The sequence below is a fragment of the Pseudomonas sp. SJZ077 genome (assembly GCF_007993905.1).
Lineage (GTDB): Bacteria > Pseudomonadota > Gammaproteobacteria > Pseudomonadales > Pseudomonadaceae > Aquipseudomonas > Aquipseudomonas mandelii.
On the sequence record NZ_VIUJ01000027.1, the window covers coordinates 37,188 to 50,104 of the forward strand.

The following is a 12,917-nucleotide window of genomic DNA, read 5'->3' on the forward strand; positions in this document are numbered from 1 at the left end:
CTATCCTTGCAGGGCGGTAGACGCTGGATGACCTGCCATGGGTCATTACTTTTTCATTGAATGCTTCGCGGGTGTTTTTTGCCATGGAAATCGATGCACTGTTGCAGATACTGTCTGACCGGAATGGATCCGATCTCTATCTTTCCACCGGCGCACCACCCAGTGCGCGGTTCGACGGTGTGCTCAAGCCGCTGACCGACCAGCCATTCAAGCCGGGAGCAGTCGCGGCCATTGCCGAGTCCATCATGGACGCCGAACAGCGCCTGGAGTTCGATCGGGAACTGGAGATGAACCTGGCAATCTCCCTGGCGGGTGTCGGGCGCTTTCGGGTCAACATCTTCAAGCAACGCAACGATGTGTCAATCGTGGCACGCAACATCAAGCTCGACATCCCGCGTTTCGAAGACCTCAAACTACCGGCTGTGCTGCTCGAAACCGTGATGCTCAAACAAGGATTGATACTGTTCGTCGGCGCCACCGATTGCGGCAAGTCAACCTCCCTCGCGGCGCTGATCGATTACCGCAACCGCCACAGCACTGGCCATATCGTCACCATCGAAGACCCGATCGAGTACATCCATCGGCACAAGCAGTCGATCATCAACCAGCGCGAGGTCGGCGTCGATACCCGCAGTTTTCATGCTGCCCTGAAAAACACCCTGCGCCAGGCCCCGGACGTGGTACTGATCGGCGAAATCCGCGACCGCGAAACCATGGAGCACGCGCTGGCGTTTGCCGATACGGGCCATCTGGTGATCTCGACGTTGCACGCGCACAACGCCCATCAGGCGCTGGACCGCATCATCAATTTCTTTCCCGAAGAGCGGCGGAAGCAGTTGCTGCATGACTTGAGCAACAATCTGAAAGCGTTTGTTTCCCAACGATTGGTGCGGACCCTTGACGGTCAGCGCAGGGCGGCAGTGGAAGTGATGTTGGGAACACCCACGATCGGTGACTTGATAAGGCGCAATCAACTGGACGAACTTAAAGACATCATGGAAAAGTCCGCAGAGTTCGGTATGCAGACGTTCGATGGCGCACTGTATGCACTGGTGATGGAAGGCGCAATCAGTGAGGAAGAGGCGCTAAAAAATGCGGACTCGCTGAGCAATCTGAAGTTGCGCCTCAAGCTGTATGGCGGTGGGCCTTCGACCGTCAATGCGCCCAATGGGGACTGGGGGTTAGTGGATTGATGAGGTGGGTAAGGCGGCGACGATGAAATGTTGTCTTATGAAGTTTTACTGTTTAGTTAATTTTTGGTGGGTCAGGATTCACCTTCGATTAATGAATCAGTGAACTAAATACATAAGGTTGTTTCATGGTTGTTAAGTTGAAATATAAAGACTATCCGTTGTCCGGAGCCGTTTCCGAAGTCCAGCACCAGTGGTTAAGGGCCGATGCCGCTGAACGACAAGTGGTCGCGCGCTTGTTGCAAAGTGTCTTCGAAGATCAAGAGGATGAAGGACCGTACCATTGGCAAGGTTATGAGTTTGAGCTGGCAAAAGGTTCTTCGCTGTATGAAGTCCATATGCCGGGGCGAGTGGCATGGAATAACCTGGCCAACTACACGGTCGTAATGGACGAACTCCGTCGCCACCGTCCGGAGAATATGGCGGCAACCCGTATTAACGAAAACGGCGGACTTGAGATATTCCGAAAAGATCGGCAAGTGTGGGAAGTCGTCGACGTGAATATCGTCCAGGCGTCGCACTATTATCAAAAGCTGCTGGTGGTAGGTGATATTGCCAGGCAAGCCGGTGGATACATTTACACCGAAGATTTCGTCGATGTGGACCAATGGCTGAGGTTTCATGGCCTGACGGTTCCAACGAACGCGAGCGAAACCAGAAACCTGATCGCGCTTTTCGAGTTTGATCCTGATGTCGATGAGTTGGGGCACTATTGGGGGCAGTTGGTTACGGATGATTCATCGTTAGCCGTCTTGTCGGCTGAGCAACGGACCGCCATTCGGCAGGTTACTCAGCGTGTTACCCAGAACACCAGACTGCTGGACATGTTGTACCGCGAAACGGGACGCGCCGTTGCGACACACGATAATGCCGCCGAGCGGATCGTCGCGTTGGTCAAGCATCCGCTGGCCCAGGCCTGTGCCAGGGAGATTCTGGAAGCGTCGGACTGGTTCGGCGCGCATCCCGGGCAGAACGTCTCTGCGCAAGATCTCGAGCAACTGCTGGTCACCAGCCTGTTGCTGGATCTTTATCCGTCTCTTGGTAGCACCGGGGATCGCAAGAGTCTCGGTGGTTTCGCTTTATATGCGCCGAGCAACGTAGAGCGGTCGCCGGCCATGGTCCGCGAAGAGCTGCAAGCCTTTCTCTATACCAAGGGCTGGGTTGATCCTGCGGCGGCGCCACTGGCGTGTCATCTGCTGCTGGCGGACATTGCGCCGGAATTTCTGGTCAGGGGCGTGCCATCGTCGATGACGATGGGGTCGGTTGCCTGGGTAACCTTTTGCCATGGCGTTGCCTTGGCGGAAGCGGTCAGGAAGGGCGCGTCGCGTGTGCTGACGTATGCGCAAATCATGGCGTATGTCGAACTGGAGCCTGTCAGCGAGCCGCTGTCCCGACTGCGGGATTTGGCAATGATCGATCCGATCGTCGACTGGGCCCTGATCAACAGCGTTATCAGCGCAAGCGAGCTGACTCAAGCGGCAAAGGACACCACCGAGCGGGCCATCACCGCGTTCCAGGCATATGCGGAAAACTTCACCCATCTGGCGCGCGTCTATTCCATCCCGATGCCCAACCGCGAAACCATCGCGCGCGAAGCCTTGCAAGGCGCGGTGCCGGAGTGTGATTTTCTCGACGATAAAGTGCTCTATCAACACCCCGGCCTTTATGCGTCCTCCAACCCCATGTCCATGGTCGAGTTGCACATGTCGGCGGATCTGGAAGGTGGCCAGTGGGATTTTCCTGCGGTCTTTCCCGATAAAGTTATTTCCGGGACCCCAGATTTGTTGGCCGGTATCACCCATTACAAAAGACCAACTCGGTACGACCCCTCCGTCACTAGCCTTTATAGTCGCTTTCCAAGGTTGCGGAGCCTGCCTCCCAACAATGTCGAGTACCATCGCCAATTGCGCGATTATCTCGGCCAGTTGAATAACGCACTGACGAGCAACATCAAGTTGGCCCTTTCACACATGCTTCCTCATGATCTGGACGTCTTTCTGAACGGAAAAATCAGCTTTTTTACCGTTCGTCTTCCGGCCACCAGAACCGAGTCTTTCTTTTCAATATCGCCGGTCCCTGTTTCAACGACTTACGAAACCCGGCAAGGTAGCGATGCTGTCAAGGGACGCTTCGGCATTTTCATGTTTGCAACTCACGCAAACACGGCGGTGTGTTATGAGTTGTTCACCTTGCGGGGTGAATTACGGAGAAACAACACGCTCGCCTCGCTGATCATCTCAACAGGCAAATTGCGAACGGCCGCGAGAATGGATTTCACCGGGGACCTGAATGCGCCGGAACGACCTGTGCCCCCCGAATGGTTGCCTCTTTCTGTTATTGAATATACCGACGGCGTTTTCGCCGGGAATGACGCCAGCAGCGACATGGCAATTATTGAAAAACTGGGCGAACTCCCCGCGCCACTGCAAGTAACGGCTCGCCAGCAGAGTACTTATATGAATGTTGGCAATCCGCAACTGGCGCGAATTGCGGCGTTCGTTGTGAACAATCATCCGTTGCGCACATCGGACGAAATCGAGTTGATGGCCACCGTGCCGACAGCGCTTGAAACCGAACGCAAAAAAGGCGAAGAGACTGCCGATTACATCGTGAATCTGGTGGTTCCGTTCAAAAAGTGCATCGAGGATTTGTCTTCCGGAGAGCACAACAAGGTCGTAGACGGGATCTACGGTTGCGTCATGGACGCCATGGCGTTGGGCGGGGCATTCGTGGGGGCGGGCGCCAAAGCGCTGAGCATCTCGTCGAAGGCGATCTCCCTGTCGTCCAAAGGCGCCCGTCTGACCAAACTGGCCTTTGTCACCTCCGTTTCCCTCTTCAACCCCGTGGATGATGTGCCAACGGTGTTTTATGGTGCCGGCAAACTCATCCATAAGGGCGCGTTACGTTTCAGCAGTCAGGCTGAAGCGCTTCTTGGACTGGCGAAGTCCCAGTTGGGCAGACTCCATGGCAGCCACAAATCCTATGACCTGCTCCGCGCCGCCAGTCACGTCCACACCGGACAGGGTAGCTGGCGGCCACGTGGTGCAGTGGGTGAGACCCTGTCAGTGGTGGCCGCGCGCAACCAACTCCAATGGTATGCCCTCGACCGCCTGGGCAAAGCCTGGGGGCCCAAACTGGACCACTTTGCCTACGTGGCGCCTGTCGGCTTGCCGCGCCCAACCAAGACATTGCCTGTCAGTTACACCCGACAGTTCATTGAACAAAGTCTGCCGCGAGCCCGGACTAAAATCGAAAACGCAATCAATGCCTTGATCCGCCGTGACTTTGAGGCGCAGCGCACGTTGGTCGCCAGGCTGCTGATGGGAAGCGATTCGAATGAAGCAATCAATCAGTTATTGAATTATTTGAGAGCGGTCAGGGCGGACTTCGCGGGCGTTTCCATCAGTAACTTCGTCCTAGATCCACTCAAGGACACCCACCACATTGCCGCTTTCGACGCGAACGCTTACCAGCAGTGGAAAGGTGCAACCGGGCAATCCGACGCGAAGTTCGTTGAAATCTACACCGTCAATCTCAACCGTCACTTCATCGGCCAGGGTTTCAACCTTGACGTCGTCGCAGACGACTTGATCCATGAGCTGTTTCACGGACCTGCGCAGATCGGTGATGTCGCCTATGCCCGCGACACCGGCAACGTTGGGGGTAGCCAGTCGCTGGACGTGGCGTCGCTGTTGAACCTGGCCTCCGGACAGCTTGCGGTGACAGATGGAGGCAGTGCCCGTCACGCCCGTGCCAAAGCCTTTGAAAACGCCGACTCACTGGCGGTGGTCACTTCGCTGCTGAGCCAGTTGTACACCGACGAAGGCGGGTTTGACCGCAACATGTCCCTCCTGCGGAGCACGCTGGAAGCAAACCCCGAACGTGCGATTGTCGATCCGGTGCTGATCACGCTGAACACACCCGTGACTGCGCAGAGGTTTGCACAGGGCACGGCAGCCCCGGCCCGAGCGTTCGATCGAACCGTTTAAAAAGCCAGTTCCGGCCGATCCCGAAATTGCTCCAGCGCCTCGGGATTGGCCAACGCATCGGTGTTCTTCACCTTCTGCCCATGCACCACGTTCCGCACCGCCAGCTCGACGACCTTGCCGCTGATGGTCCGTGGGATATCGGTCACCGCGACAATCTTCGCCGGTACATGCCGGGGTGTGGTGTTGGCGCGGATGACCTGGCGGATCTGCTGCTGCAAAGCTTCATCCAGTTCGACGCCGTCGCGCAACTTCACGAACAGCACCACCCGCACGTCATCCTGCCATTGCTGACCAATGGCCACGCTGTCCAGCACCTGTGGGACCTTCTCCACCTGACGATAGATTTCCGCGGTACCGATGCGCACGCCGCCAGGGTTGAGCACCGCGTCCGAGCGGCCGTGGATCATCATCGCGCCGTGTGGCAGCTGTTCGGCGTAATCGCCCTGGGCCCAGACGCCGGGGAACTGGCTGAAATATGAAGCGTGCAGCTTCTCTTGCTGCGGGTCGTTCCAGAAGCCAATGGGCATCGCCGGGAAGTGCCGGGTGCAGACCAGTTCACCTTTCTCGCCGATCACAGGCTTGCCGTCGTCATTCCAGACTTCGACCGCCATGCCCAGGCTTTTGCCCTGGATTTCGCCGCGACGCACGGGCTCAAAAGGATTGCTGTTCACAAAGCACGAAACGATGTCGGTACCACCGGACATCGAGGCCAGGCACAGGTCGCTCTTGAGGTCGCGATACACGTAGTCGTAACTCTGCGGCGACAGCGCGGAACCGGTGCAAAGCAGGGTTTTCAGGCTGCTCAGGTCATGGCTTTCGCGCGGTTTGATCCCATGGGTTTCCAGGGTGGCGATAAATTTTGGACTGGTGCCGAAGACGCTGATGCGTTCATCGTCGATCAGGTCGATCAAACGCCGGGGGTCCGGATGGAACGGCGAGCCGTCGTACAGCACCACTGCACTGCCCACAGCCAGGGCAGAGACCAGCCAGTTCCACATCATCCATCCGCACGTCGTGTAGTAGAACAAACGGTCGCCGGGGCCGAGATCGCAATGCAGGCCGTGTTCTTTGACGTGTTGCAGCAACACGCCGCCGGTGCTGTGGACGATGCATTTCGGCACGCCGGTGGTGCCGCTGGAGTAGAGGATGTACAGCGGATGGGCGAACGGCACGGGGACGAAATCCGGCTCGCCACCGATGTCGTAAAAATCATCCCACAGCGTCACGTTGGCTCGGGTGTGGAACTGTTCGATGCGTGCCTGTGGTCGGGCATAGGGCACCAGGATCAACTGTTGCAAGGATGGCAGGCGTTCGAGGATTTCATTGACCTTGGCGGTCTGATCGATGTCCTTGCCGGCGTAGCGATAACCGGCGCAGGTGATGAGCACTTTCGGTTCGATCTGGCCGAAGCGGTCGATGACGCCCTGGGTGCCAAAGTCCGGTGATGAGCAAGACCAGATCGCCCCCAGACTGGTGGTGCCGAGCATGGCCACCAGAGTTTGCCAGGTATTGGGCATGCACGCGGCGACACGGTCGCCGAGGCCGACGCCAGCGGCTTTCAGACTGTTTTGAAAACCGGCGACATGCTCGGCGAGTTCCGCCCAGGTCAGGTGTTCACGCTGGCCGTTCTCGCCAATCGCAATGATCGCCACGGCATCGTCGCGACGGCGCAGCAGGTGCTCGGCGAAATTCAGGGTGGCGCCTGGGAACCACTCGGCGCTGGGCATTTGCGCGCCTTCCACCAGCACTGCGTCCGGCTGATCGTGGAAACGGATGTCGAAGAAGTCGACGATCGCCTGCCAGAAAGCTACGCGCTGATCGATGGACCATTGGTGCAGGGCGGGGTAGTCGTCGAGGTGAATGTGGTGCCGTTTAATGATGAAGCGCCGAAAGGCCTCCATGCGGGTTTTGCTGATGCGCTCGGCGCTGGGTTGCCAGAGGATGTCGGACATGGCTTGCCTCTTCTTCTATTTTCAGATTCATTCGCGGGCAAGCCTCGCTCCTACAGGTTTTGCGTCGAGCCACAAATCCGGCTGCAACCACAAAACCTGTGGGAGCGAGGCTTGCCCGCGAAGAACGATAACGCGGTTTACTGCCGAATTACTGCGCCAACCACCCACCATCAATATTCCACGCCGCGCCGCGCACCTGGCTGCCGGCCTCACTGCACAAGAACAACACCAGTTCGCCCAATTGCGGCGGGGTGACGAACTCCAGCGACGGCTGCTTCTCCGCGAGCAAATCATGCTGCGCCTGTTGCGGCTCGATCCCGGTCGCGATGCGTGCATCAATCTGCTTCTGTACCAGCGGCGTCAATACCCAGCCCGGGCAAATGGCGTTGCAGGTCACATTGGTCGTTGCCGTTTCCAGCCCGACGACCTTGGTCAAGCCGATCACGCCATGTTTGGCCGCGACATAGGCGGCTTTACCCACCGAGCCCACCTGGCCATGCACCGAGGCAATGTTGATGATCCGCCCCCAACCTTTGGTGCGCATGCCCGGCAGGCTCAAGCGGGTGCTGTGAAACACCGACGACAGGTTGATCGCAATGATCGAGTCCCAACGTTCCACGGGAAAGTCTTCTACCGCCGCTACGTGCTGGATACCGGCGTTGTTCACCAGGATGTCGACGCCGCCGAACTCACGCTCGGCATAAGCAATCATGTCGGCAATCTGCACCGGGTCGCTGACGTCGGCCGGGTGATGACCGACCTTGCCACCGAATTGCTCGACCTCGGCAATCACCTTGGAGGCATCGCCGAAACCGTTGAGAATCAGATTGGCGCCAGCCTTGGCCAGGCTCAGGGCAATGCCCAGGCCGATGCCGCTGGTGGAACCGGTGACCAGTGCAGTCTTGCCCGAAAGAGTCGTCATGAATACCTCACACAATGCCAGTGGCGTAGAAAGTACCGATCACCACAAAAACCGCCAGGGTCTTGATCAGCGTAATACAGAAAATATCTTTGTAGGCTTCACGGTGGGTCAGGCCGGTGACCGCCAGCAGGGTAATCACTGCGCCGTTGTGCGGCAGGGTGTCCATGCCACCACTGGCCATCGCAGCCACTCGGTGCAGCACTTCCAACGGAATGTTGGCAGCGTGGGCCGCGGCGATGAAGTCATTGGCCATGGCCGCCAGCGCAATGCTCATGCCGCCCGACGCCGAACCGGTGATGCCGGCGAGCAGGGTCACGGTAATCGCTTCGTTGACCAACGGGTTGGGAATGCTCTTGAGCCAGTCGGCCAATACCAGGAAGCCCGGCAAGGAGGCGATCACCGCACCAAAACCGTACTCCGACGCGGTGTTCATCGCCGCCAGCAATGAACCGCTGACTGCACTTCGACTGCCCTCGGCCAACTTGCCGCGAATCGCCTGGAAGCCGAACACCAGCACCAATATGATGCCGACCAGCAAGGCCGCTTGCACCGCCCAGATCGCCGTGAGCTTGGCGATTTCGGTGGTGACCGGCGCGGCCATGCCCGGCAGCGCGAGGCTGTGGGTCTTGCCGTACCACTGCGGAATCCACTGGGTAAACAGCAGGTTCATGATGCCGACTGCCAGCAACGGCGACAGGGCGATCCATGGATTCGGCAGTTTGATGTCGGCCGCGGTTTCCGGCTCGTTGCGCAGTTCGGTGCCATAACCTTCACCGGCGGCCTGCGCCTTGTTGCGCTGGCGTTGGAGAAACAGCATGCCGGCGCAGACTACGAAGATCGCGCCGATTACACCCAGCCACGGCGCCGCCCACGCGGTGGTGTTGAAGAAGGTGCTCGGGATGATGTTCTGGATCTGCGGGGTGCCGGGCAGGGCGTCCATGGTGAACGAAAACGCGCCGAGGGCGATGGTCGCCGGGATCAAGCGCTTGGGGATGTTGCTCTGGCGGAACATTTCAGCGGCAAACGGGTAGACCGCGAACACCACCACAAACAGCGACACGCCGCCGTAAGTCAGCAGGGCGCAGACCAACACGATCACCAACATCGCCTGACGTGTACCGAGCAACCGAATCGCTGCCGCGACGATGGAGCGTGAGAATCCCGACAGCTCAATCAGCTTGCCGAACACCGCGCCGAGCAGGAACACCGGGAAATACAGTTTGATGAAGCCGACCATTTTCTCCATGAACACCCCGGTGAAGGCAGGGGCGACGGCGGAAGGGTCGGTGAGCAAGACGGCGCCGAGGGCGGCAATCGGGGCGAAGAGAATAACGCTGTAGCCACGGTAAGCAGCCAGCATCAGCAGCGCGAGGGCTGCCAAGGCAATGATCACACTCATGGTGTGTCTCCTGGATTGTTATTTTTGTAGGGTGGAACTTTTGTGGGAGAGGGCTTTAGCGAGTTTCGTGCCATTTATTTAAGGCATTGAAATATAAGGATATTTATTTATGTATAAGGTGATTCTGAATGATTTGTCTCTTATTCGAGATTTTTTTGCGGCTGTGAGAGTGCCTTCGCGGGCAAGCCTCGCTCCTGCATGATTTGCGGTCGTCCGCACAAACAAGAGCGCCTTGGTCCTGTAGGCGCGAGGATTGCCCGCGAAGAGGCCCAATCTACCAATAGAGATCAATGTCTCTTTATGGAGACTCGGCAATCCCTAGCGCCACCATCTTCTTATACAAAGTAGACCGCCCCAGCCCCAGCCGCGCCGCCGCTTCAATCACCTTGCCCCCGCATTGCGCCAGGGCAGATTCAATCAATTGCCGGTCAAACCGCTCCCGCGCCTCGCTGAACGTTTCCTGCGCAACGGCCTCAACGACCCTCGGCGCCACACGCGTCACTGGTGTGAACGTCCCGATTGCCGCGCGGATGTCCCCTGCATTCAGCACCAGGTCATCACTGAGCAGCGCCGCGCGTTCCAGCACGTTGCGCAGCTCACGGATATTGCCCGGCCAGGCGTGATGCGCCAGCAGGTCCAAGGCTTCGGTGTTCAGCTCATGCTGGCTGCGAAGTTCCTCAAGGATCGCTTCACTGAGCGCTGGCAAGTCATCAAGACGATCGCGCAGAGGCGGCACGTTGATCGGCAGCACGTTGAGCCGGTAGTACAAGTCCGCGCGAAATTCGCCGCGCTTGATCGCCGCTTCCAGGTCCGTGGAGGTCGCTGCAATCACTCGCACATCACTCTGGATGACCTCATTGGAACCGACCGGCTCGAATTCCTTTTCCTGCAAAACGCGCAGCAACTTGCTTTGCAGCGGCAGCGGCATGTCGCCGATTTCATCGAGAAACAGCGTGCCGCCCTGGGCGATCTGCAACTTGCCGGCCCGGCCTTTGCGATCGGCGCCAGTGAAGGCGCCCGGCGCGGTGCCAAAGAACTCGGCTTCGAGCAACGACTCGGGAATCGCCGCGCTGTTGATGCTGACGAAGGCTTTGTGCGCGCGGGGCGAAGCGCCGTGGATCGCCTGGGCCAGCAGCTCCTTGCCGGTGCCGGTTTCGCCGAGCAACAGCACCGGTGACTCGGCACTGGCACTGCGCCGGGCGCGGCGTTTGACTTCCAGGCTGGCGGCGCTGGTCCCGATGAAGTGGGCGAAGTTGTATTTGGTCTGCCGCGACCGCAGCAACGAGCGGGTAGAGGCCAGTTCTTCCTGCATGCTCAGGTAGCGTTTGAGCATCGGAGACAGGCTGTGCAATTCGTCGAACAGCGCAAAACCAATGGCGCCGATGACGGCGCCCGCGTCGTCGTGGATCGGCAAGCGCATGACCACCAGGGGTTCTTTCGGCGTGTCCTGCATATCCAGCAAAATCGGGCGACCGGTGCGAACCACCTCACGTAGCAAGCTGCCCGGTATCACGCTTTCGCACGCTTTGCCGATGGCCACTTCGGCTGATTCCAGGCCGAAGCGGCGGGCATAGCGCTCGTTCATCCAGACGATATTCGCGTCGCGGTCGACAATCACCGTGCCCTCGCTGGATTGCTCGATGATCTCGAACAGCGAACGGATTGCCAGCAAGCGAACGCGCTGGTAGTCCTTGAGGCTTTCGGTGGTGTTCATGGGTTTCATGTCCAGAATGTGTGTTGTCTTGGCGGGCCTCTTCGCGGGCAAGCCTCGCTCCTGCAGGGTTTGTGTCGAGCCACAAATTCAGCGATAACCACAAAACCTGTGGGAGCGAGGCTTGCCCGCGAAGGCCGCGACGCGGTTCATCGATGTGGACGCGATTATGCCTACCGCGTATGCGCCGCCGCCAACAGCTCTTTGGTGTACGGATGCTGCGGCGAATCGAATACGTCGTGGCTGGCACCGCTTTCTACCACTTTGCCGTCCTTGATCACGATCATGTCGTGGGCGAGGGCACGTACCACCGCCAGATCATGACTGATGAACAGGTAGGTCAGGCCGTGTTTTTCCTGAAGTTGGCGGAGCAGGGCGACCACTTGTTTCTGCACGGTGCGATCCAGTGCCGAGGTCGGTTCATCGAGCAGAATCAGCGCCGGTTTCAGCACCAGCGCCCGGGCAATGGCGATGCGCTGACGCTGGCCACCGGAGAACTCGTGGGGATAGCGATCACGGCTTTGCGGGTCGAGGCCGACTTCTTCCAGTGCACGAATCACTTCGGCTTTGCATTCATCAGCGGTCAATTGGCTATGCACTTCAAGCCCTTCGCTGATGATCTGCGCCACGGACATGCGTGGACTGAGACTGCCGAAGGGGTCCTGGAACACCACCTGCATCTTCTTGCGCCATGGCCGCAACTGCTTTTGCGTCAGACCGTCCAGTGCCTCGCCCTGAAAGCGAATGCTGCCTTCGGAATCGAGCAAACGCAGAATCGCCTGGCCCAGGGTCGATTTGCCCGAACCGGACTCGCCCACGATGCCCAGGGTCTTGCCACGCTGAATGTTGAGGCTGATGCCGTCCACCGCGTTCAGATACGTCTTGCGCTGGAACAAGCCGCCACCAAGGGCAAACTGCACGCGCAGGTTGTCCACTTCCAGAACGTTCTCGCGCTCGTCCCGGGGCAGGGCTTCGCCTTCCGGTTCGGCGTTCAGCAGCACGCAACTGTAGGGATGTTTCGGTTCGGTGAAGATCGTTTCGCAGGTGGCCTCTTCGACGATTTCCCCAGCCTTCATCACGCACACACGCTGAGCGATGCTGCGCACCAGATTGAGGTCGTGGCTGATCAACAGCAGCGACATGCCGAGACGCTGTTGCAGGGACTTGAGCAGAATCAGAATCTTGCGCTGCACTGTCACGTCCAGCGCCGTGGTGGGTTCGTCGGCGATCAGCAACTGCGGCTCGCACGCCAGGGCCATGGCGATCATTACCCGTTGCCGCTGGCCACCGGACAGCTGATGGGGATAGGCCTTGAGCCGCTCTTTGGGTTTCTGGATGCCGACCAGTTGCAGCAACTCCAGAATCCGCGCTTGCGCCGCGTTGCCCGTCAGGCCCTTGTGCACCAGCAGGGTTTCGCCGATCTGCTTTTCGATGCTGTGCAACGGGTTGAGCGAGGTCATCGGTTCCTGGAAGATCATCGCGATCCGGTTGCCGCGTAGCTCACGCAACACCTGGGGCGGGGCACCGAGCAACTCCTTGCCGCGATAGCGAATGCTGCCCGTGGTCCGGGTGCCGGTCTCGGGCAGCAGTTGCAGGATCGAGTGGGCGGTCACCGATTTGCCGGAGCCCGATTCGCCGACCAATGCCAGGCATTCGCCGGGATGGATGTCCAGGCACAGATTGCGCACCACCGTCTGGCCATTGAAGGCCACGCTGAGGTCACGGATTTCGATCAGGTTGGTACTCATATCTAC

7 protein-coding genes are annotated in these 12,917 nt (G+C 58.8%); 2 read left to right on the forward strand and 5 right to left on the reverse strand.

Going from position 1 to position 12,917, the window contains the following annotated elements; genetic code table 11:
* Positions 1–83: 83 nt before the first annotated feature.
* Entirely contained in the window at positions 84–1,193 is a 1,110-nt protein-coding gene (locus FBY01_RS28325) for a PilT/PilU family type 4a pilus ATPase (RefSeq protein ID WP_145310510.1), read from the forward strand.
* 125 nt (positions 1,194–1,318) lie between these two features.
* Positions 1,319–5,179: a hypothetical protein gene (locus FBY01_RS28330; RefSeq protein ID WP_145310502.1), complete on the forward strand. Its 3,861-nt coding sequence runs from the start codon at positions 1,319–1,321 to the stop codon at positions 5,177–5,179.
* On the opposite strand, the gene FBY01_RS28335 is transcribed toward FBY01_RS28330, so the two are convergent.
* The 5 genes from FBY01_RS28335 to FBY01_RS28355 form a co-directional block, all read right to left on the reverse strand.
* The gene (locus FBY01_RS28335) at positions 5,176–7,131 is read right to left on the reverse strand and encodes an acetoacetate--CoA ligase (RefSeq protein WP_145310500.1); all 1,956 of its coding nucleotides are present in this window, start codon (positions 7,129–7,131) and stop codon (positions 5,176–5,178) included. The genes FBY01_RS28330 and FBY01_RS28335 overlap by 4 nt on opposite strands.
* Before the next feature lie 148 nt (positions 7,132–7,279).
* Positions 7,280–8,053, reverse strand: a complete 774-nt coding sequence (hbdH, locus tag FBY01_RS28340; protein WP_010460859.1) for a 3-hydroxybutyrate dehydrogenase — start codon at positions 8,051–8,053, stop codon at positions 7,280–7,282.
* A gap of 7 nt (positions 8,054–8,060) precedes the next feature.
* Positions 8,061–9,452: a GntP family permease gene (locus FBY01_RS28345; protein WP_145310498.1), complete on the reverse strand. Its 1,392-nt coding sequence runs from the start codon at positions 9,450–9,452 to the stop codon at positions 8,061–8,063.
* A gap of 298 nt (positions 9,453–9,750) precedes the next feature.
* The gene (locus tag FBY01_RS28350) at positions 9,751–11,166 is read right to left on the reverse strand and encodes a sigma-54-dependent Fis family transcriptional regulator (protein WP_010460855.1); all 1,416 of its coding nucleotides are present in this window, start codon (positions 11,164–11,166) and stop codon (positions 9,751–9,753) included.
* A gap of 170 nt (positions 11,167–11,336) precedes the next feature.
* A complete protein-coding gene (locus FBY01_RS28355; protein WP_083376592.1) occupies positions 11,337–12,911 on the reverse strand; it encodes an ABC transporter ATP-binding protein in 1,575 nt (524 codons plus the stop codon).
* Positions 12,912–12,917 lie beyond the last annotated feature (6 nt).

Bases quoted from the DNA above. Each gene is read 5' to 3' on its own strand.
- FBY01_RS28335 (WP_145310500.1), bottom strand. From the start codon at position 7,131: ATGTCCGACATCCTCTGGCAACCCAGCGCCGAGCGCATCAGCAAAACC.
- FBY01_RS28350 (WP_010460855.1), bottom strand. From the start codon at position 11,166: ATGAACACCACCGAAAGCCTCAAGGACTACCAGCGCGTTCGCTTGCTG.
- hbdH (WP_010460859.1), bottom strand. From the start codon at position 8,053: ATGACGACTCTTTCGGGCAAGACTGCACTGGTCACCGGTTCCACCAGC.
- FBY01_RS28330 (WP_145310502.1), top strand. From the start codon at position 1,319: ATGGTTGTTAAGTTGAAATATAAAGACTATCCGTTGTCCGGAGCCGTT.
- FBY01_RS28345 (WP_145310498.1), bottom strand. From the start codon at position 9,452: ATGAGTGTGATCATTGCCTTGGCAGCCCTCGCGCTGCTGATGCTGGCT.
- FBY01_RS28325 (WP_145310510.1), top strand. From the start codon at position 84: ATGGAAATCGATGCACTGTTGCAGATACTGTCTGACCGGAATGGATCC.
- FBY01_RS28355 (WP_083376592.1), bottom strand. From the start codon at position 12,911: ATGAGTACCAACCTGATCGAAATCCGTGACCTCAGCGTGGCCTTCAAT.